Genomic DNA, 21,483 nt, shown 5'->3' with positions numbered 1-21,483 from the left:
ACAATGAGTGCTTTGGGTGCAGTTTCCACAAACAATTTTGTAACGTGTAGGCGAACNNAACTGTCCGCCGTACAGTGTAAAAATTGTTTCGTGCGAAACTGGACGCAAAGCTCACGGATTTAAATATGAAAGGAATAAATTATGAAAGCATACTATGAAAACCCCCTGATTGAGCGGTATTCCTCAAAGGAGATGCTCCATATCTTCTCAGCGGACAATAAATTTCAAAGCTGGCGGAAGCTGTGGGTGGCTCTGGCCGAAGCCGAGCAGGAACTGGGACTTAACATCAGCGACACCCAGATTGCCGAACTGAAAGCCAACATCACCAACATCGATTATGAACTGGCGGCCCAAAAAGAAAAAGAACTGCGCCACGACGTCATGGCCCATGTTCATACCTATGGGGCCCAATGTCCGACAGCCAAGGGGATTATCCATCTGGGGGCTACCAGTGCCTATGTCGGAGACAATACCGATGTGATTGTTTACAGCCAGGGTCTGGTCCATGTCCGTAAGCAGGTCCTTAATCTGATCAACCACCTGTCCCGCTTTGCCGCCCAGTATAAAGAGTTGCCGACTCTCGGCTTTACCCATTTTCAGCCAGCCCAACTGACCACCATCGGTAAGCGGGCCTGTTTATGGATTCAGGATCTGCTGATGGATCTGGCGGATCTTGATCATCTGCTTAGCAATGTTAAGCTGTTGGGGGTTAAAGGTACCACCGGCACCCAGGCCAGTTTTATGGAACTGTTTGACAATGATCACGACAAGGTTAAAAAACTGGATACCCTGGTGGCCCAAAAAATGGGCTTTAAAAAATCATTTGCGGTCAGCGGGCAAACCTATTCCCGTAAATTTGATGCCCAGGTGCTTGGTGTCCTCAGCGGCATCGCCCAGACCCTGACCAAATTTGCCACCGACATCCGCCTGCTGCAGAATTTGAAAGAAGTTGAGGAACCCTTTGAAAAAAGCCAGATTGGCTCGTCGGCGATGGCCTACAAACGCAACCCGATGCGGTCCGAGCGGATCTGTTCGCTGGCCCGTTATATCATCGTCAATGCCCTGAACCCGGCCCTGACGGCTTCGGCCCAATGGTTTGAGCGAACCTTGGATGATTCGGCCAACAAGCGGATCTCAATTCCCGAAGGCTTTCTGGCTACCGATGCCATTCTGATGATTGCCATGAATGTTTCGGAAAACTTGGTGGTATACCCCAAGGTGGTGCGCCAGCATATCGATGCCGAGCTGCCCTTTATGGTCACCGAGAACATTATTATGGAAGGGGTCAAGCGGGGTGGTGATCGTCAGGATCTCCACGAAAAAATCCGGGTGTTGTCGATGGAAGCTGGCCATACTGTGAAGGTGGAAGGGAAACCCAATGACCTGATTGAACGAATCCTTAAAGATCCTGCCTTCAACTTAAAAACCGAGGATGTCGATGCCTTAATGGACCCCAGCCTCTATGTTGGTCGGGCGCCCCAACAGGTCGATGATTTTATCAGCGAAGAAGTGGCTCCGGTGCTTGAGGCCAATCAGGATCTGCTCACTCTCAGCAAGATTGATTTAAAAGTATAGAATAAAAAGTTTATAAAGATATTGACAAACACATCAGCAGCACTTATAATATAGTAGTTGCTGTTGTAGGGGTATAGCTCAGTTGGTAGAGCAGTGGTCTCCAAAACCACGTGCCGAGGGTTCAAATCCTTCTGCCCCTGCCAAAAATAAAGGATAAACTTCGATTCGATGAATCGGAGTTTTTTTTTATCTCAAAAATTGCGGCGGCTTTTGGGGTAGGAAACGATTCGGTTTAAAATTCCGAAATTATTTAATAATGAAAGAATTAAATACAAACTTTCAAATTTATAATAATTTTCCCATCATTTACGGAAAATAAAAGACTAAAAAGATATTGTATAAGAATGTCTTTCAAAAAAGCATAAAAAAATAATAAATTAACTTTATCTCATTGAGCTTTTAAGGTATAATAAGCTAACATTAAGTCGGGCGATTGCGAAATGCATAAACGGCCTGTCAGGCCCCGCAATTTTGTAATGGCAAAAAATAAGAAAGATAGAGGAGATTGATGATGAATCGTGTGTTTTCGGAAATTACCCCTGAAATTATAGAGTATAGTGAATTATGCGTAAAAAATAGCACCATTGAGCCAGAGTTATATAAAAAATTCAAGGTCAACCGGGGCCTCCGGGATTTAGACGGTAACGGGGTCTTGACCGGACTGACCGAAATCTCGGAAATCCAGGCTTATATCTTTGAAGACGGCAAAAAAATCGGAACCGAAGGAAAACTCTTCTATCGGGGTGTCGACGTTGAAGCCATGGTTGACGGCTTTGTCAAAGAAAAACGGTTCGGTTTTGAAGAAGTGGTTTATCTGCTGCTGTTTGGCAGTCAACCCAATTCAGACGAGCTGGAACGCTTTACCACCGTGCTGGGAAACTATCGCAGCCTGCCCACCAGCTTTGTGCGGGATATTATTATGAAGGCCCCCAGCTCTGATATGATGAACACTCTGGCCCGTAGTGTTCTGACCCTGTTTTCCTATGATGACAAAGCCAGCGATGTCTCGATTCCCAATGTACTGCGGCAATCTCTGGAGTTAATCGCTCTGTTTCCGCTGTTGGCAGTCTATGGTTACCAGACCTATAAACATTATCACGATGACCAGAGTCTGTTTATTCACCAACCGCAACCGCATCTGTCAACGGCCGAAAATATTCTCTACATTTTACGGCCGGACAGCCGGTATACTGAGCTGGAAGCCCGGATTCTGGATATCGCCCTGGTGCTTCATGCCGAACACGGTGGCGGTAACAACTCGACCTTTACCACCCATGTGGTGTCGTCTTCGGGCACTGACACCTACTCAGTCATTGCGGCGTCACTGGGTTCGTTAAAAGGCCCCAAACATGGTGGAGCAAATATTAAAGTGGTGGAAATGTTTGAAGACATGAAAAAAACTCTGGATGATTGGACCGATGAAAAACAGGTGCGCCAGTATCTGGTGGATCTGCTTAATAAACGGGCCTTCGACAATGCTGGATTGATCTACGGGATGGGTCACGCCATCTATTCGGTATCGGATCCCCGGGCCAATGTCTTTAAAGGGTTTGTCAAAAGCCTCTCTGAAGAAAAGGGCCTCCACGATGAGTTTGAACTGTATTCGATGGTGGAACGACTGGCGCCGGAAGTCATCGGTGAAGAACGTAAAATCTACAAGGGTGTCAGTGCCAATGTCGACTTTTACAGCGGCTTTGTTTACAGCATGCTGGGCCTGCCTCTGGAACTGTTTACGCCGATTTTTGCGATTGCCCGAATTGCTGGTTGGAGTGCTCACCGTTTGGAAGAGCTGATCAATGCCGGAAAGATTATCCGTCCGGCCTACATGCACGTCAGCGAACGCCGGGATTACGAACCACTGAATAAGCGCCAATAATTTCCTTTAACATGGGGCGCATAAGGCAAAAATATCCCCGAAATTTAATCGTCTTTCTGATCGCTTCTGTGCTAGAATAGATCAGGAAGACTTTTTTTATGTGACCCTGTCGCAACCCGGAACCTGCCTGTTTTTACATGCAAGATCTTTGTTTTGGCAACGGGGTAATTGTAACAAAATTGTGTCTTTATTATGGGTTTAAATTAGTGTATAATATTACAGATGAATTAAATGAGGTTAAGATGTACAATACTTTTGAAGAGATTGGTCAGGCGGTTCAGAGTGGCCCCAAAGGTACCCTGGTGGTGGCAGCGGCGGCTGAAAGTGAGCTGCTGCGGGCTCTATCAGCCGCCAACGGATTGTATCTGGAGCACATCATTCTGGTTGGCAGTCGCAGCCGGATTGAGGCCATCAGCAGTGCCCAAAAAATTGATCTAAGCAGGATGACAATTATTGATTGTGACGATCTGGCCACGGCCTGTGAACAGGCCGTGGCTCTGGTTCGTCAGGGCCAGGCTGATTTTATTATGAAAGGCCTGGTCGATACCTCTATCTTTTTAAAAGCCGTCATCCATAAGACCAACGGCCTGTTGATTGGCCGCCTGCTTAGCAGCATTATGATGGTTCGGATGGCCAGCTATCACAAATTTCTGATCCTGTCCGATGGTGGGATGATCATCGATCCGGATCTGGAAAAGAAAAAAGGAGTTATCAGTAATGCCGTGGATTTTTCACGCTTGCTGGGACTTAACCCGATTAAAGTCGGCTGCCTGGCGGCCAAGGAAAAGGTCAATCCCAAAATGCCAGCGACGGTGGATGGGGCAGCCCTGAAGCAACTGGGCGAGGCCAATTATTTCGGCCAGGATGTGCTGGTGGAGGGCCCGATTGCCATGGATCTGCTGATCTCTAAAACAGCGGCCCGGATTAAGGGCTATGAATCGGCGGTAGCTGGTGATGTTGACGTCATTGTCATGCCCAACATTGAAACCGGTAACGCCGTCATGAAGGTCATGACCCATCTGGGTCAGGCACAATTGGGTGGGATTGTGATGGGAGCCTGTGTTCCGATTATTTTGACCTCCCGATCCGATTCGTTTGAAAACAAATTAAATTCAATCATTCTCGGGGCTTTTTTGGCCCAGCGAATGGATAATTGTCACCAATTACGAGAGGAGCATTAAATGAAGCTATTACTGACAGGAAATGAAGCCATCGCCCGAGGGGCCTGGGAGGCGGGGGTCAAGTTTGCCACTGCCTATCCAGGAACACCCAGTACTGAAATTCTAGAAAACGTCGCTACCTATCCGGAGATTGTCTCGGAGTGGGCACCCAATGAAAAGGTGGCCCTGGAAGCGGCTGCCGGTGCGGCCATCGGCGGCGTCCGCAGCCTCTGTGCCATGAAACACGTCGGCGTCAATGTCGCCACCGATCCGCTCTTTACTCTGGCATATCTGGGAGTTAACGCCGGAGCTGTGCTGGTTACCGCTGATGAACCGGGGATGCATTCGTCCCAGAACGAACAGGACAACCGCAACTATGCCCGTCATGCCAAGGTCTGCATGTTTGAACCTTCCGACAGCCAGGAAGCCAAGGATATGATTAAGGAAGCCTACGCCATCAGCGAAGACTACGACTTGCCGGTGCTGTTCCGGATGACCACCCGGGTCTGTCACTCCAAATCAATTGTTTCCTGCAGTGACCGGCTTGAAGTAGCCGATAAACCCTACGAAAAAGATATCCGCAAATACTGTCCGCTACCGGCTTTTGCTCGGGGCATGCAGGTTAAACTGGCCGATAATTTTGCCCGCCTGGAAGAGTATTCCAACACCACGCCCTTTAATTACATTGAAGATAATGGGGCAGAGATTGGCATTATCGGTTCAGGCGTGGCCTACCGCTATGCCAAGGAAGTCTTTGGCAACACCGTTTCCTATTTAAAGATCGGCTTTAGCTATCCGCTGCCGATGAAAAAAATTGCTGACTTTGCCAAGGGCAAGAAAACCGTCTATATTTTCGAAGAAAATGATCCGATTATGGAAACAGAAATTAAAGCCGCCGGAATTAATTGTGTCGGCAAGGAAAAACTGCCAACCATGGGTGAGCTGACCCCGGATCGGATTCGTCAGGCGCTGCTGGATGAAACAGCCCAGGTGATTAATCCCAATCCTGAGATGGTACTACCCCGACCGCCAGCCCTCTGTGCCGGATGTCCCCACCGCGGCGTTTTCTACGAGCTGGGTCGCCGCAAGGATCTGATGATCTTTAGTGACATCGGCTGTTATTCGTTGGGGTTAATGCCACCCTATAATGCCACCGATGCGATGATCTGCATGGGGGCCAGTATCAGTGGTGGACATGGCGTCCAGAAAGCCTTTGACATCAAGGGCGATCACTCCAAAAAAGTGGTTTCGATTCTTGGCGACTCGACCTTTTTCCACTCCGGCATCATCAGTCTGATGGATGTGACCTATAACAAAAGCAATACCTTAACAATTATTCTCGATAACCGCATTACCGGGATGACCGGCCATCAGCAGAATCCTGGCACCGGCTATGACTTAAAAGGTGATGACGCCCCAATCATTGACATTGAGGCGATGGTCAAAGCCTGCGGGGTTAAAAACCTGATTTCAGTCGATCCCAATAATCTGAAGATTGTGCAGGAAGCCATTGAATGGGGTCTCAATGTTGATGGCCCGGCAGTCATTATTACCCGTTGGCCCTGTGTACTTAAAAAATTCTCGACCCAGGATCAGACCGAATTCCCCACCGCTTTTAAAATGGTGGCCGCTGTTAACCTTGATACCTGTATCGGCTGCAAAAAATGCCTGAAGTCCGGCTGTCCGGCCCTGGCTTTTGACTTGGCCAATAAAAAATCCGGCATTCTTAAAGAAACCTGTGTTGGCTGTGGAGTTTGTGCCCAGATCTGTCCCAAACAGGCCATTACTGTGGAGGTAAGATAATGGAGACTAAAAATATTGTACTCGTTGGCGTCGGTGGTCAGGGCACCATTCTGGCAGCCAAATTGCTGACCACCGGCTTAATGGCCGCTGGTTATGATGTCAAAATGAGCGAAATCCATGGGATGAGTCAGCGGGGCGGATCAGTTTCGTCGTTGGTACGTTACGGTGATGATGTCCAGTCGCCGGTGATTGAAATCGGCTCGGCAGATATTGTTGTGGCCTTTGAAAAGATGGAGGGACTGCGATCTCTGGAATACCTCAAACCGACCGGCAAAATGATTGTCAACGACACCGAAATCTTCCCGCTGTCAGTAATCATCGGAGCCACCACCTATCCGGAAAATATTCTGGATGAAATAAAGAGCAAGGTCAACCTGCGGGTGATGGCCGCCACCAAAATGGCCGAAGAACTGGGGAACCCCAAGGTCATGAACGTGATTCTCTTGGGTTCGATTATTAAATCGATGGGCCTCACCGACATTGATTGGGAAGCGATCATTGCCGAGAACGTCAAACCGCAGTTTAAGGAATTAAATGTCAAAGCCCTCCAAGCCGGAATGGACGCTGTCTGACCATGAAAAAGGACGATTCAAATTTTAAATTTTTTCAGCATACCGCCTGTGAGTACTTTCCCTGCCATCCGGTTGATTGCTTAGACGATTTTAATTGTCTGTTCTGTTATTGTCCGCTCTATGCCCTGGCAGAAAATTGCGGTGGCAGTTTTACCTACACGAAAAAGGGTATAAAAAATTGTAGTGCCTGCAATTTTCCTCATCAGCGGGAAAATTTTGACACAGTGCTCGAAAAGCTGGGAACGCTCATTGAACAACTCAGAACAACTAAAATTAATCAGTTAAAGGAGTAGTGATATGTCGATTATTATTGGAATTGTTTTTGTTGTGGCGGCTTATTTAATTGGAAACTTGAATTTTGCCTATATTCTGGTAAAATTTCTTAAAAATGAAGATGTCCGCAACTACGGCAGCGGCAATGCTGGCACCACCAACGTACTCCGGGTCATGGGGAAAAACGTCGCCATTCCGGTGTTTCTACTGGACGCCTTAAAGGGCACTCTGGTGGTTCTGGTCGGTCGCTATGCCCTGAATGTTGATGAGGTGTTTCTGGTTTTAGGCGGCATCGCTGTTGTGGCTGGCCATAACTGGCCCGTCTTTCTGCAGTTTCGGGGCGGTAAGGGTACTGCCACTTCGCTGGGGGTATTTCTGGTCTATGACTGGGAAGTCGCCGTCATTGCCATTATGATCGGTCTGATTGTGCTGGCCATCTGGAAAATGGTATCCCTGACCTCAATGGTGGGGATGACCATGCTGCCAATTTTCACCCTTCTCTTTGGCCGCTCGGTGGCCGAAATTGTTTTCGCCTTTGTGCTCTGCCTCTTTAGTATCTATCAGCACCGCAAAAACATCGGCCGGATCATCCAAGGCAAAGAAAGCAAGCTGGGTCAAAAAGTTAAGATGAAAAATTAAAAAACCTAAGGCTCAAGCATGGGCTTAAAAAAGCTAACCCAGTACCGACAATTGTTAGATCATGTTGTTCGCATCGGAGCGGACACGGCGTAGCCTGCGTGGTAGCTACGAGCCAATCACAAGTTTGCTTGTAGTTGGCGACTGCCCGCGACTAATAAGAAATTATATTTCTTATTAGTGTCCGATTCCGCAGCGAACAACAGATTAACAATTGGTCGGTACGGGAGTTTATCAACTTTAAGGCTCAAGCATGAGCCTTTTTATTTGCGCCCGGCCAGGCGGGTAAATTATCGGCGAAAAACATAAAAATACATTGTCGGCCACTATATATATGTTTATAATTAGAGATACATCGCAAGATAGTGTATTTATTACCAGGAGGACAAAGAAATTGAATCAAATAAATCAGCTGTTTACGCGGGTCTTTACCAAAGAACTGGAAGATTCCGATAAAACCGTCTACGATCTGTTTTCGTGGCAAACCGTTGACGTGATCTTAAAAAACTATCAGACCGGGGAAATTATTTATGAAATGACCGATCTGGAATTCCCCGAGCATTACTCGCAAAATGCCTGTAACATTATTGCCACCAAATATTTCCGCCGCAAAGGGGTGCCCAATGGCTATGGCTACGAGCACAGCATGCGGGAAATTGCCGACCGGCTGGTCGGCTTCTGGACCGACGCCATCCGGGCAGAAGGCCTGATTGATAATGATGAGCAGTGGCAGATCTATTATGACGAGCTGGTCTATGCCTTCCTGATGCAGATGTGGGCCCCCAACTCGCCACAATGGTTTAACACCGGCCTGAAACGCAGCTATGACATTTCCGGGTCAAAGGATGATCTTTATTACTACGATGAAGAAAGTGGCCAGGTGCTGGAATCAGTTGACCGTTACAGCCGCACCCAGGCCAGCGCCTGCTTTATTCTCTCAATTCAGGACCGGCTGCTGGGGGATCATTCCATTTCCGAGCATTATGTCAGTGAAACCAAGCTGTTTAAGGGCGGCTCCGGCGTGGGCACCAATTTCTCCAACCTCCGAGCGGCCAATGAAGGCCTGACCAGCGGCGGCCAGTCCTCGGGGATGATGAGTTTTCTTCAGGGGCTGGATCGCAATGCCGGGGCCATTAAATCCGGGGGTACCACCCGCCGGGCGGCCAAGATGGTGATTGTCGATATTGACCATCCCGAAATTGATGCCTTTATCAACTGGAAGGTCAAGGAAGAAGCAAAAGTCCGGGCCCTGGGTAAAATGGGCTATGATATTTCGATGGATGGCGAAGCCTACCAGACCGTCAGCGGTCAGAACAGCAACAATTCGGTGCGGCTCAATGCCGAATTCATGCAGGCGGTCTTAAACTTAAAAAGTGAGCCCGATCATAAAATAAAACTGCGGGGCCGGGTCGATGACCGGGTTGACCGGGAGGTACCGGTTAAGGAATTATGGCAACATCTTAATACGGCCGCCTGGGAATGTGCCGATCCGGGGATTCAGTTTGACGATATTTTCAATGCCTGGCATACCTGCCCGGGTGGTGAAGATGGTGATCTGACGGCTAAAATGAACCGCATCAATGCCACCAATCCCTGTTCGGAGTACGCTTTTTTAGATGACACGGCCTGTAATCTGGCGTCCATCAATGTCTATCGCTTTTATAATCCCGAAGACAACAGTTTTGAGATCGAGCCCTTTATTCACCTGGTCGGTCTGATTCAATGTGCCCTGGAAGGCTCCATCTATCACGGTCAGTTTCCAACCCCAGATGTAGCCCGCAAATCCTATCTGTTTCGGACCACCGGTCTGGGCATTGCCAACGCCGCCTCCCTGCTGCTGGCACTGGGCTATCCCTATGACTCAGCCGAAAGCCGTAACCTGATCGCCGGGATAACCGGGATCATGACCGGAACCTCCTACCATGTGTCGGCGCTGATGGCCAGTAAAATTGGCGCCTTCCCCAAATATGAAATCAACAAACCCTATATGGGGCGGGTCATCCGCAACCACAGCCGAGTGGCTGGCGCCCGAACCGATGACTATGAAGAACTGCACTATGAACCGATTAAAATAAACCACAAGCTGCTTCAGAAAATGGGTTTTAAGGAAATCAGCAACCAGCTCAAAAACGCCTGGAAGCTGGCGGAGGAAGTCGGGACGACCTATGGCTACCGTAACGCCCAGGTATCGGTGATTGCCCCCACCGGGACGATCTCCTTTGCGATGGATTGCGGTGCCACCTCGGTGGAACCCTTTTATAACCATGTCGTCTTTAAAAAATTAATCGGCGGCGGCTCCATGGAAATTGTCAATCCGGTGCTGGAGCAGGCACTTTACAACCTCGGTTACAGCGAAAAGGAAGTGGGGGATATTCTCACCTATATCCTGGAAAAAGATGCCAAGGGCTATTTTCTCCATGAGGGGGTGGCCGGTGCGCCCCATCTTAAGCCAGAGCATCTGCCGATTTTTAACACCGCCAATACCATTTCCCCAATGGGTCACGTGTTGATGGTGTCGGCCATTACCCCGATGATCAGCGGCTCGGTGTCAAAAACCGTCAACCTGCCTCATGATGCCACCGTGGCCGATGTCGAAAACATCCATCTGCTGGCCTATCGCACCGGCACCAAGGCGATTGCCATTTACCGGGATGCCTGTAAAGCCTCCCAGCCGCTGAGCTCTGGCATGGCCGAGGATATCGATCGTAGTGTCGATGACTACAGCTATGCCGAGCTCCTGGCCCTGGTCAAGGAAGGCAACAGTAAGGCCTTAAACCGGGTTCGCCCGGAAGGGATGCGGCTCAGTCGTACCCATGCTGCCAAAATTGGCGACATAGAACTCTATATCACCATTGGCTTTTATGAAGACGGCGGCATCGCCGAGATCTTTGTCTCTACCGATAAAGAGGGAACCGTGGTTAAGGGGCTGTTGGCCTCCCTGTCCAAGTCGATCTCCAACATGCTGCAGTACCATATCCCGCCGGATCAGATCTCCAAGATGCTGCGGGGCCAGAAATATGAGCCCTCGGGCTTTGTCTCCCGGCACCCCTATATCAAGTTTGCCTCGTCGATTTCGGATCTGATCAGTAAGGTCATCGACATTGAGCACGGCGATTTTTCCAATTGTCAGGTCAAGCCCAAAAACTTTACCCTGATGAACAAGCAAAACCTGGTTCGCAGCGTCAGCACCGGTGAAGTCACACCCGACTATAACAAGGATGGCGGTGGGGAAGTACTCTATGGCGAAACCTGCAGCCACTGCGGCAGTGACCGGATGATGCAAAACGGCACCTGCAAGCTCTGTCTTGATTGTGGCACTACCACCGGCTGCAGCTAAAAAAGCGTTGCGGTTTTCGCATTGTTTGATATAATAATTAACTAGGAACAAACTAGGAGATTAAGATGCGAGAAAAGATAAAAAACGCCACCACCATTGTAGTGAAAATGGGGACCACCTCGGTGACCCACCAAAATGGTACCCTGGATCTGCGAAAGCTGGAGATTCTGGCCCGGGTGCTGACGGATCTGGAAAACAGCGGAAAAAAAATGGTGCTGGTTTCCTCCGGTGCCATTGGCGCCGGGATGAACCGGATGAAGCTGACCGAACGGCCCAAAACCCTGAAAGAAAAACAGGCCGCTGCGTCGGTGGGCCAGGGGCTTCTGATGCGGGTTTACCACAAATTTTTTGATGAATACCATCAGACCGTCGGCCAGATTCTTCTGACCAAGGACGTCTTTAAACACGCCATTAAGCGCAACAACGCCATGAACACCTTCCAGGCCCTGATTGCCGGGGGGATCATCCCGATTGTCAATGAAAATGACTGCATTGCCACCGATGAGATTCAGGAGGAATGCTTTGGCGACAATGATATCCTCTCGGCGATGACTGCCGACCTGGTCGATGCCGATCTTTTAATCATCCTTTCGGATGTGGATGGTCTCTACGATGACAACCCCGCTGTTAATAAAGACGCCCGGCTGATCCAGACGGTGGAGAAAATTGATAACGAGCTGATGAAAAGTGCCGGCAACACTGCTTCCTGTCTTGGCACCGGCGGTATGATCACCAAGCTTGGCGCCGCCAAATACGCCACCGACTGCGGCATTGATATGATTATCGCTTCCGGGGAAGACGTCAAGGTGCTCTATAAGATTCTTGACGGCGAAGAAATCGGAACGATTTTTTTAAGTGATTCACAACAGAAGGATTAAATTAAATATACGGAGGTTTCTTATGTTAAAGAAAATATTAGTGGGATTTTCGGCTGTCATGGCCGGAATGTTAATGGTTTTTGGTGGCATCTATGTGGTTGAAAAACGCAAAGAAGAAGCCATGGGCGGCAAACTGATGCGGGTTAATTACAAGTTTACCAAAGAATTCGAAGACTAAGGCCCGCCATGTCAAAGGTATTTATTTTTACAGCGTCAACCGGTGCCGGTCATAATCTGGCCGCCCAGTCCTTAAAGGAATCTCTGGATGAAGCCGGCTATCAAACCGAAGTTTATGATGCCTTTAAAGAAACCAACGTCACCCTGGACCGCCTGATTACCAAAGGCTATCAGCAGATGGTGGTGAATGTACCCAAGCTCTACGAGCAGATGTACAATCAGTTTAACAACATGAACCGCTTTCAGCAGGGTATTTTTCAGGTGCTGACCCGGGTGATGAACCCCGATATCGTGCCCCTGATCAAGTCCGGTCACCCCGATCTGATCATCACCACCCATCCCTTTGTGACCAACGTGCTCGGTACCCTGAAAGAGCACCATGCCTTTGATGTCCCGGTGCTGTCGATTGTCACTGACTATAAAATTCATACCCTTTATCTTAAAAAAATGATTGACGCCTATATTGTCGGCAGTGAGTACACCAAAGAGACCATGGTCGAAAAAGGGGTAGCCGCTGACATTATCTATCCCTACGGGATTCCCATCCGCCAGACTTTTTTACAAAACAACCATCTGCAGCGTCAGGAACTGGTTGATGTGGCCGGGACAATCCTGCTGATGGGCGGCAGTCTGGGCAGTAAACAGATGGAAAAAGCCTTTACCTCGCTGATGAAGGTTAAGGAAAAAATCCGCATTATTGTGGTCTGCGGCAATAACAGCAAAATCGAAAAAGAAATTAGGGCCCATTATGCCCGGGAAAAAACCGACGATAAGCTTGTCGAGATCCACGGTTTTGTCAATAACGTCTCGGAGCTGATGGATCAGTCTGATGCTATCATAACCAAGCCCGGGGGCCTGACCACCACCGAAGCGATAGTTAAAAACATTCCCATGATCATACCCTTTTACTATCCCGGCCAGGAAGAAGAAAACGCTGATTACCTGGTGGATGGGGGAATGGCCATCAAAGTGGACAAGATCAAAGATTTAACCTCAATGGTTGATTTTTTGTTTGAAAATAAATACATCATCAAACGTATGTCAGAGAATATGTCCGAGGAGGCCCAGAAACGCTCGATGACCAAAACCATTGAGCTGTGTCACCGTCTGATTGCCGGTTATATCGAGAAAAAAGCCTTACCCGAGCCCCAACCGGCCCTCTTTGACCCCTACAAAATAAAGGAAATAAAAGACCAATAGTTGGCAAATGCGAAAAAAAACGAACAATTAGTGTTTTGATGTCAGTTTCACAAACGGTTTTGTAACGTGTAGGCGAACAGGCGATAGCCTGTCCGCCGTACAGTGTAAAAACTGTTTCGTGCAAACTGGCAGCGAAACTCACAAAACCTTGGCAATTGCCTAACGACCAATAAGAATAGCAGGTGCATATATGAAGAAAGAAATGTCAAAAACTTATGATCCCAAAGAAGTAGAAGATAAAACCTATGCCAGTTGGCAGCAAAAGGGCTATTTCAAGCCAGAAGTCAATCCCGATGGACAACCCTTTACGATTGTGATGCCGCCCCCCAATATCACCGGTCAGCTGCACATGGGCCACGCCTTTGACGGTACCCTCCAGGATGTCCTGACCCGTTACAAACGGATGAATGGCTACGCCGCCCTGTGGCTGCCGGGAACCGACCATGCCTCGATTGCCACCGAGGTTAAAGTGGTTGATAAACTGCGGGAAGAAGAAGGTAAAACCAAGCAGGAGATTGGCCGGGAAGCCTATCTGGAACGAGCATGGGACTGGGCCTTAACCTATAAAACCCGGATTACTGATCAGCTCAAAAAGCTGGGTGCCTCCTGTGACTGGAGCCGGGAACGCTTTACCATGGACGAAGGCTGCAGCCAGGCCGTTAACGAAGCCTTTGTCAATCTGTATGAAAAAGGCCTGATCTATAAGGGCAGCCGGATTATCAACTGGTGTACCACCTGTAAAACGGCCCTGTCTGAAGCCGAAGTGGAATACGCCGAACACCAGGGCAATCTCTGGCACATCCGTTACCCGCTGACCGATGGCGACGGCTATCTGGTGGTGGCCACCACCCGGCCGGAAACAATGCTGGGGGACAGTGGCGTGGCCGTTCATCCTGAAGATGAACGTTATGCCCACTTGGTTGGTAAAACCGTGATGCTACCCCTGCTTAACAAAGAAATTATCATTGTCGCCGATGACTATGTCGACATGAACTTTGGTACCGGGGTGGTTAAAATGACCCCCGCCCACGACCCCAATGACTACGAGGTCGGCCTGCGCCACAATCTGGAGCAGATCCGGGTGCTCAATGATGACGGTACGATGAATGAACTGGCTGGAAAATATGCTGGCATGGATCGCTACGACTGCCGTAAAGCCGTGGTGGCCGATCTGGAAGCGTTAGGTCTACTGGAAAAAATCGACGAGCATCAGCATAATGTCGGCGAATGCTACCGTTGCGCCACCACCGTGGAAACCATGACCTCGGAACAGTGGTTTGTCAAGATGGAGCCCCTGGCTGACCCGGCCCTGGATGCCGTCCGTAACCGCGACACCGATTTTATTCCTGACCGTTTTAACAAAATCTATTACAATTGGTTGGAAAACATCCGGGACTGGTGTATTTCCCGGCAATTGTGGTGGGGACATCGAATTCCGGCCTATTATTGCAACGATTGTGGGGAGATGGTGGTTGCCAAGACGGCTCCTGACCATTGTCCTAAATGCGGCAGCACCCACCTCACCCAGGATGAAGATGTTCTGGATACCTGGTTCAGTTCGGGCCTGTGGCCGTTCTCAACCCTGGGCTGGCCGGAAAACAGCGAGGACTTGAAGAAATTCTATCCCACCTCGGTGCTGGTTACCGGTTATGATATTATCTTCTTCTGGGTTGCCCGGATGATTTTTATGGGCCTCTTCGAAATGGGCGAAACCCCCTTTAAAGATGTCTATATCCATGGGCTGGTGCGGGATTCTCAGGGACGTAAAATGAGTAAATCTCTCGGTAACGGCATTGATCCGCTGGAACTGATTGAGACCTACAGCGCCGATGCGCTGCGCTTTACCATCATCACCGGAAACTCGGCCGGTAATGATATCCGCTGGCAGGATGAAAAAGTCGAGTCCAGCCGGAATTTCCTAAACAAGATCTGGAACGCCGCCCGCTTTGTGCTGATGAATCTGGATGACGATATCATGGACAAAAAAGAAACGGCCATCGCTCATCTGGAAAACACCGACAAATGGATTCTGTCCCGGATGAATACCATCGTGGCCGAAGTCAACCACAACATGACCAAGTACGAACTGGGGATTGCCGCTTCCAAGATCTATGATTTTGCCTGGAGCGAATACTGCGACTGGTATATCGAGCTGGTAAAACCCCGGCTCTACGGCGAGGAAGAAACAACCAAGGTCGCCGCCCAGTATACCCTGCGGGTGGTACTGGACACCATTTTGCGACTGCTCCATCCCTTTACCCCGTTTATCACCGAAGAAATCAACGGCTATCTGCCGGGCACCACCGGCGATATCATGGTGGCTCAGTGGCCGCACTTTGATGACACGCTGGTCTTTCCGGAGGATGAAAAACAGGTCGAGTTCCTGATGGAAACGATCCGCAGCATCCGGAATATCCGCGCTGAAATGGATGTGCCCAATTCCAAGAAGACCCAGTTATTCCTGATTTGCGATAATCCCGAGCACTTGACATTGATGGCCGACTCCCTGCACTATTTCCAGAAGCTGGCCTCAGTCTCGACGATTCTGCCAATTACCAAAGCCGACATTCAGGAAAACTATGTCTCGGCCGTGGTGGAGGATTTAGAAATTTATATCAACCTCGACGAGCTGGTCGACAAGGAAAAAGAAATTGCCCGACTGGAAGCCGAGAAAAAGAAGCTCCAGCAGGAAATTGACCGGGTCACCCAGAAACTGGCCAACAAAGGCTTTACCGATAAGGCCCCGGAAAAGGTGGTTGAAGTCGAACGGGAGAAACAGAAAAAATTCCTGGAAACCATGGAAAAAGTGCAGGAACGATTGGATTATTTTAAGAAATAATTGACCCTCCCACTGATAATCCTATCAGTGGGATCACAGCTTATATTTATTAAAAGGCATGCAAAGCTGATATTAATACCCAGCTTATGGATCACCCTGGTTGTTTAATGGCCGGGGTGATTTTTTATTTTATAAGTTTGTGTGAAACACCGGCGGATATGTTTTTATTGTTAATCTAAAGATATTCCGGTATAATATCTTTAGATTAACAAAGGAGGACGATCACATGCCCCATATCAAATCCAGTACGGATCTAAGAAATTGTTACAACGAAATCTCTAAATTCTGTCACGAACATGAAGAACCTGTCTTCATCACTAAGAATGGTCAGGGAGATCTAGCTGTCATGAGCATTGAAGCATACGAAATGTTAAACGGCAAGCTTGAACTTTATCGTGCCCTTGACGAAAGTCGCACCGCCATCAAAGCCGGAAAAAAACGGCCATTGACTGATGTCATGAAAGACTTACGACAAGAGATAGCCGATGATAATTTATAACATTGAAATCTCAGAGCCGGCTGAAAACGACCTTCGTGATGTTATTCACTACATATCGTCACAATTGTCATCACCAATGACGGCCATAAACATGATGGATGTGATCGAAGCAGCCCTTCTTTTTTTATCCGAAATGCCACAGAAATGTCCGGCGGTTCGCGATGACCGGCTGGCTTCGATGGGGTATCGAAAACTGTTGATTAAAAATTATATTGCTTTCTTTACCATTGATGAGCAAGCTAAAGTCGTCAATGTCGAACGAATCCTTTATGCCCGTCGCGATTGGCTTCGCCTTTTGTAGACTACATTTTTTTCATGCTATATTTAACATCTTAGATCAGGAAACCATGAAAAAGGTGCAGGAACGGTTGGACTATTTTAAAAAATAATTGCCCCCCCGCGCTGATAATCCTATCAGTGGGATCACAGCTTACTCAAAACCCGGAACACCCTGAAAGATTCAGGCGGTTCCGGGTTTTTTGGTCGTTGATCGACATTCTCAAAGATCAGCTGACCGGGGAGGCCATAGCGATTTTCCACTAGCCCTGGGGGAGCCGGTAGGCTTTGGCTAAAGCGCCTATCGCTTATGCGATCTACCTGCAGTTATAAATGCTTCTAAATAGCGTTAAATGATATATTTTGAAAAGACGAAAAAAGTAAGGAAAAAGTCACCCATCGAACCATTTATGTTGATCTTACTCGTGAAAATTTTTGTGATTTAATACCAAGATGCATATATTGATACAATGAGGCGAAATCATTATCTCAAAAACCCCCAATACGAAAGGGTTTCGAAGCTTTTCGAAAGGGTTGCGAAAGGGTTGCGAAAGGGTTAAACGGCTCTAATAAGGGATTCGAAAGGGTCGAAAGGGTTTTTTCCAAACTCAGCTATATAGAACACAAAAGAATAAAATATTTATATGGATTTTTTTAACCCTAAACCCTTTCGATCCTTTCGGAAAGACTAAAACAGGGTGATCGAAAGGAAACTAAAATATGGCTCATAAGGTATTTATATAGCTTTCTAATAATTCTTATGGTTAGTTTTAAACCAGCGGTAAATAATCCGAATCAATGCCTGTGACCAGACCGATTTATTTGACTAGATTTTGACCGATCCCACATTTGGACGGATGGATGTGTTATTCTCAAATCAGGGCGATTGGGATGGCCGGAGGCTGATGGATTAAGTGAATTAAAAGAAGCAGCATTCCCTGGAAAGTGAAATTTGCGCTGGTCAGTGGCGGGGAAAAAGCGTATAATCAAATTATTGGTAAGAATATAAATTAAAATAATTCAATGACAATACAGAACGACTGTTCAAAGTTCAAAAAGTTCAAAAGGTTCTTAGATTGTCGAAATCTATTTAGATGTCACGCGAAATTTGCATACTCTATAGTGAAAAGAAGTTCAAGAATTCTCTTCAATAAATAGAAAGTGATAAAAGGTGGAAAAATGGAAAGAGGTAATGTATTAGTTATTGGTAATCCAGAAGTGGGCATAAAAACATTAATTAGGGCTGTTTTTGGAGAAGAAAGCGTTGAAACAGGATGGGGTCCAATCGACGACATTGATGAACTGGATATCTATGAGAGTGAAATTATCCCCTTAAGAATCATTGATGCGGTTTGTTATAAACCATCATTTGTAATTGAACCACCCTTTATTAAGGAACAAAGAGTCATTAATTCAGTTAAAAAATGGTCAAATAGCCGTTATAAAGAAGGTCACAAAGATAATCAAATCAACCTGATTTGGCTATGCGTCGATGGCACCATGGGTAAGGAATTTACAGAAACTCTAAAAAACCTTTCACGATTGACACCAGCATGGGAGTCAGTACCTATTGTGGTTGTCATTACCAAATCCTATTCTGTTGGCGAAAGAGAAAAGAATATCGAAATGGCAAACAACGTATTTGCTGATCAAAAAAAATCATCAAAGAATCTGCGTAAAATAATCCCGGTTGTCGCAGCCACATATAGCCTTAACGAAAGAGCTTTTGCACCCCCCGAAGGGATTTCTGAATTAATTGATGTGACCAATGAATTAATGCCTGAAGGAACTAGAGCCGCTGATAAGGCCGTATCCACATTGGTACTTAACCAGAAAAGAACGATGGCACATAGCCTTGTGGGTCTGTCGACGGCGGCAGCCGTTACTGTCTGTGCGGTACCGTTTTCACTTGCTGATGGGGTGCTTCTCATTCCGCTTGAGATCGCTGAAATAAAAGGCTTAGCAAAGATATATGGCATAAAAGATGACGAAAATTCCAAACAATTTTTTAATACAATTGTCGAAGTTGGTGCTGTGACCATTGCTGCTAAAGCAGCGATTGGGGCACTTAAACTTATACCTGGTATCAACTTGGCTACGAGTGTGATCAATGCCATCGTAGGAGGTGCTATCGTTGCTGCTATCGGTGAAGGCTCAATCTTTGTGTATGAAAAAATATACCTTGGTGAAAAAAGCGTGGCAGACATTGAATGGGTTAAAAACGTAATGGAAGCAACTTTGACATCACAATTCATGGAAAAAGTCACGTTAATTGTAGAAAAGATTACTAAGCTGGATAATCCTAAAGATATCGGGAAAATTCTTCCCGATATCTTAACCGATGTTTTTAGCCATTCGGATAGTAAAAACCCATCAACAAAGGAAAGCCTCTAAAAATTGACACTCTGCCGTTCACAATGGGCGGCAGAGTTTTCTCGAAGTGATTGTGAAATCAGATCAGTTTGGAATCCTGAAGAAACAATAGTACGGGTATTTTACAACTCTTATATAAATGTATAGCGTTTAGCTTAGCCGTAATAATGCGCTTATTGATTTAATTTTCAGCGCAATGAGTTTACATTTTAATATAGGTCGAAGTCAATTAAAATACGAAAAGGGAGAAAGTATGGTAAATTACAATTTAGAGCCAAATGAAGCGATTCTTATTCAGAGTACCAGTGTCCTTTGTGAAGGCGGCGGATTGATGACAGCTTATACTGATGAACTGATTCTGACCAATATAAATATTATCCATATCAGTAAGGGCATGTTTGGAAACACCAAAGGGGTAAAGAAATATCCGCTCAGTCAGGTGAAAATCGTCAATGGTCAAGCACAGGCTATTTTGGGAAAAAGCTCAAATGGCATGCCTGATCTTCAGATATATTTTGTCAATGGCCAGTTGGCTTTCCAGTTTCAAAGCTCAGGAAAGAAAGAAATTATTGATTTTGCCAATGGCATCAGTAAAGTCTTAACCGGGAATAAGTCTGAGCAAAGTTCAGTGGCAAATCCATTTGCGATCCCTGGTGCAGAAATGGTTGCAGAAACCTTTAAAGATACGATCAACGTTTTAAAAGGAAGCTTGGGAATCAAACCCAAAGACAAAGCTGCGGATAAATCGGTAAAGGTTACCAAAAAATGTATCGGTTGCATGGCACCTCTTACTGGCACCAAAGGTCAGAGCATTCGCTGTCAATATTGTGATACAGACCAAATTCTAGGATAAGAGAGGTTAATAACCATGGGCATTATAAAAGCATTTATTGATTCAGTAGGGGGCTCCTTTGCGGATCAATGGAAAGAACTCATCACTGCTGGACATTTTGATGAACATACCGTTGTCGCACCAGGAATCCTGAAAACAAATAACAACGGGCGTGGCGTTAATAGCCTTGGCTCAACAGATGTTATTTCAAACGGTTCGAAAATATTTATTCCTGAAAATACGGCAGCTTTCATTTTTAGCCAAGCCGGAATTGAGGGTATTATTACCACTCCTGGCGGCTATGAATATCGAGATGGTGAGGAAAGCCTATTTGACGGCAATGATCTGGAGACATCCATCTTCAAACAGACTGAAGACAGAATTGGCTTCGGTGGTATTTCCTCGATGGAAAAGAAAATAGCATTTGTTAATTTACGGGAAATTCGTGATATAAAATTTGGAACACGCGGTCCACAGGTTTATAATGATCTATTTTATGGTTGCGACCTCGAAATTTATGCGTATGGCAGCTTCTCAATTAAAATTGTTGAACCGAAGAAGTTTATCAAAAACTTTGTACCTGCTAATGTCAATAGCTATTCATTTGATAATCCTAAAGTTAGAGCGCAAGTTCTCTCAGAATTTTTACAATCATTTATTATCGCATTAAATTCTCTATCGACCAGCCATCGCATTTCCCAGTTACCGTCGCAGGCGGTTGAAATTTCTAAGCGAATATCTAATGATTCTTACAATGCTGGCACATGGAAAGAGCGCTTTGGTTTTGAACTTGTCAAGGTAGCGGTCGAAAATATCGAATTTTCACCAGAATCGCGACAGCTCATTAACCAGTTCTCAGCAAACAAAATGAATATAAGAGCCTATGAAGATGTTTCACAAAGAGCTTCCAATATTGCTGCACAGCAAAAGATTGCACAAGGTATTCAAGATAATGGTCTTGGAAACGGAGGTGGTATGCTTTTCGGTATGAATATGGCCCAGAATATTGGATCACAAGGCCAGCCAGCTGCAACACAAAGTTCTTCAATGTCTTTCGACGAACAGATCGAAACATTGAAAAAACTAAAAGACCTAGTTGATATGGGCGTTTTAACCCAGGCCGAGTTTGATGCGAAAAAGAAAGAAATTATGGGGCTGTAGAAAAACGTTATAAATC

Annotated in this window: 17 protein-coding genes and 1 tRNA gene; all 18 read left to right on the top strand. The window is 46.7% G+C overall.

What is annotated here, in order from left to right:
* Nucleotides 1–141: 141 nt before the first annotated feature.
* The 18 genes from purB to B3F51_RS14635 all read left to right on the top strand — a co-directional run bounded on the left by purB (nucleotide 142) and on the right by B3F51_RS14635 (nucleotide 21,467).
* Nucleotides 142–1,575 (top strand): adenylosuccinate lyase, encoded by a 1,434-nt coding sequence (purB, locus tag B3F51_RS14720; protein ID WP_070371365.1) that lies wholly within the window; start codon nucleotides 142–144, stop codon nucleotides 1,573–1,575.
* Between the two features lie 67 nt (nucleotides 1,576–1,642).
* Nucleotides 1,643–1,718: transfer RNA gene (locus B3F51_RS14715), tRNA-Trp, on the top strand.
* Between the two features lie 365 nt (nucleotides 1,719–2,083).
* Nucleotides 2,084–3,451, top strand: a complete 1,368-nt coding sequence (locus B3F51_RS14710) for a citrate/2-methylcitrate synthase (RefSeq protein ID WP_070371366.1) — start codon at nucleotides 2,084–2,086, stop codon at nucleotides 3,449–3,451.
* Nucleotides 3,452–3,693: 242 nt separating this feature from the next.
* The gene (locus B3F51_RS14705; protein ID WP_070371367.1) at nucleotides 3,694–4,632 is read left to right on the top strand and encodes a phosphate acyltransferase; all 939 of its coding nucleotides are present in this window, start codon (nucleotides 3,694–3,696) and stop codon (nucleotides 4,630–4,632) included.
* On the top strand, nucleotides 4,633–6,414 hold the full coding sequence (gene iorA, locus B3F51_RS14700; RefSeq protein ID WP_286947844.1) for an indolepyruvate ferredoxin oxidoreductase subunit alpha: 1,782 nt from the start codon (nucleotides 4,633–4,635) through the stop codon (nucleotides 6,412–6,414). It abuts the gene before it with no gap.
* Nucleotides 6,414–6,986 (top strand): indolepyruvate oxidoreductase subunit beta, encoded by a 573-nt coding sequence (locus tag B3F51_RS14695; protein ID WP_070371369.1) that lies wholly within the window; start codon nucleotides 6,414–6,416, stop codon nucleotides 6,984–6,986. The genes iorA and B3F51_RS14695 overlap by 1 nt, the downstream gene beginning before the upstream one ends.
* A gap of 2 nt (nucleotides 6,987–6,988) precedes the next feature.
* Nucleotides 6,989–7,279, top strand: a complete 291-nt coding sequence (locus tag B3F51_RS14690) for a cysteine-rich small domain-containing protein (RefSeq protein WP_070371370.1) — start codon at nucleotides 6,989–6,991, stop codon at nucleotides 7,277–7,279.
* A gap of 4 nt (nucleotides 7,280–7,283) precedes the next feature.
* Entirely contained in the window at nucleotides 7,284–7,898 is a 615-nt protein-coding gene (gene plsY / locus B3F51_RS14685; RefSeq protein WP_070371371.1) for a glycerol-3-phosphate 1-O-acyltransferase PlsY, read from the top strand.
* Between the two features lie 331 nt (nucleotides 7,899–8,229).
* Nucleotides 8,230–11,232: a vitamin B12-dependent ribonucleotide reductase gene (locus B3F51_RS14680; protein ID WP_286947841.1), complete on the top strand. Its 3,003-nt coding sequence runs from the start codon at nucleotides 8,230–8,232 to the stop codon at nucleotides 11,230–11,232.
* 65 nt (nucleotides 11,233–11,297) lie between these two features.
* Nucleotides 11,298–12,110, top strand: coding sequence for a glutamate 5-kinase (gene proB / locus B3F51_RS14675; protein ID WP_250936107.1), 813 nt, complete (start codon nucleotides 11,298–11,300; stop codon nucleotides 12,108–12,110).
* 22 nt (nucleotides 12,111–12,132) lie between these two features.
* Nucleotides 12,133–12,288 (top strand): stress-responsive transcriptional regulator PspC, encoded by a 156-nt coding sequence (locus B3F51_RS14670; protein ID WP_070371374.1) that lies wholly within the window; start codon nucleotides 12,133–12,135, stop codon nucleotides 12,286–12,288.
* Between the two features lie 8 nt (nucleotides 12,289–12,296).
* Nucleotides 12,297–13,487 carry an MGDG synthase family glycosyltransferase gene (locus B3F51_RS14665; protein ID WP_070371375.1) on the top strand — a complete coding sequence of 397 codons (1,191 nt, stop codon included), beginning with the start codon at nucleotides 12,297–12,299 and terminating at the stop codon, nucleotides 13,485–13,487.
* Between the two features lie 190 nt (nucleotides 13,488–13,677).
* Nucleotides 13,678–16,326, top strand: coding sequence for a valine--tRNA ligase (locus tag B3F51_RS14660; protein WP_286947836.1), 2,649 nt, complete (start codon nucleotides 13,678–13,680; stop codon nucleotides 16,324–16,326).
* A gap of 226 nt (nucleotides 16,327–16,552) precedes the next feature.
* Nucleotides 16,553–16,825 (top strand): type II toxin-antitoxin system prevent-host-death family antitoxin, encoded by a 273-nt coding sequence (locus B3F51_RS14655; protein ID WP_228879768.1) that lies wholly within the window; start codon nucleotides 16,553–16,555, stop codon nucleotides 16,823–16,825.
* Nucleotides 16,812–17,126 carry a type II toxin-antitoxin system RelE/ParE family toxin gene (locus tag B3F51_RS14650; RefSeq protein ID WP_070371378.1) on the top strand — a complete coding sequence of 105 codons (315 nt, stop codon included), beginning with the start codon at nucleotides 16,812–16,814 and terminating at the stop codon, nucleotides 17,124–17,126. The genes B3F51_RS14655 and B3F51_RS14650 overlap by 14 nt, the downstream gene beginning before the upstream one ends.
* A 1,154-nt stretch (nucleotides 17,127–18,280) precedes the next feature.
* Nucleotides 18,281–19,495: a DUF697 domain-containing protein gene (locus tag B3F51_RS14645; RefSeq protein ID WP_070371379.1), complete on the top strand. Its 1,215-nt coding sequence runs from the start codon at nucleotides 18,281–18,283 to the stop codon at nucleotides 19,493–19,495.
* A gap of 232 nt (nucleotides 19,496–19,727) precedes the next feature.
* A complete protein-coding gene (locus B3F51_RS14640) occupies nucleotides 19,728–20,327 on the top strand; it encodes a hypothetical protein (RefSeq protein WP_207648651.1) in 600 nt (199 codons plus the stop codon).
* Nucleotides 20,328–20,342: 15 nt separating this feature from the next.
* Nucleotides 20,343–21,467, top strand: coding sequence for an SPFH domain-containing protein (locus B3F51_RS14635; RefSeq protein WP_286947832.1), 1,125 nt, complete (start codon nucleotides 20,343–20,345; stop codon nucleotides 21,465–21,467).
* Nucleotides 21,468–21,483: the final 16 nt, after the last annotated feature.

Source organism: Acetobacterium sp. UBA5834 (genome assembly GCF_002435675.1).
Taxonomy (GTDB): domain Bacteria; phylum Bacillota; class Clostridia; order Eubacteriales; family Eubacteriaceae; genus Acetobacterium; species Acetobacterium wieringae.
Note: the sequence above shows the minus strand (reverse complement) of the source record. Positions and strands in the feature narration are given on the sequence as shown.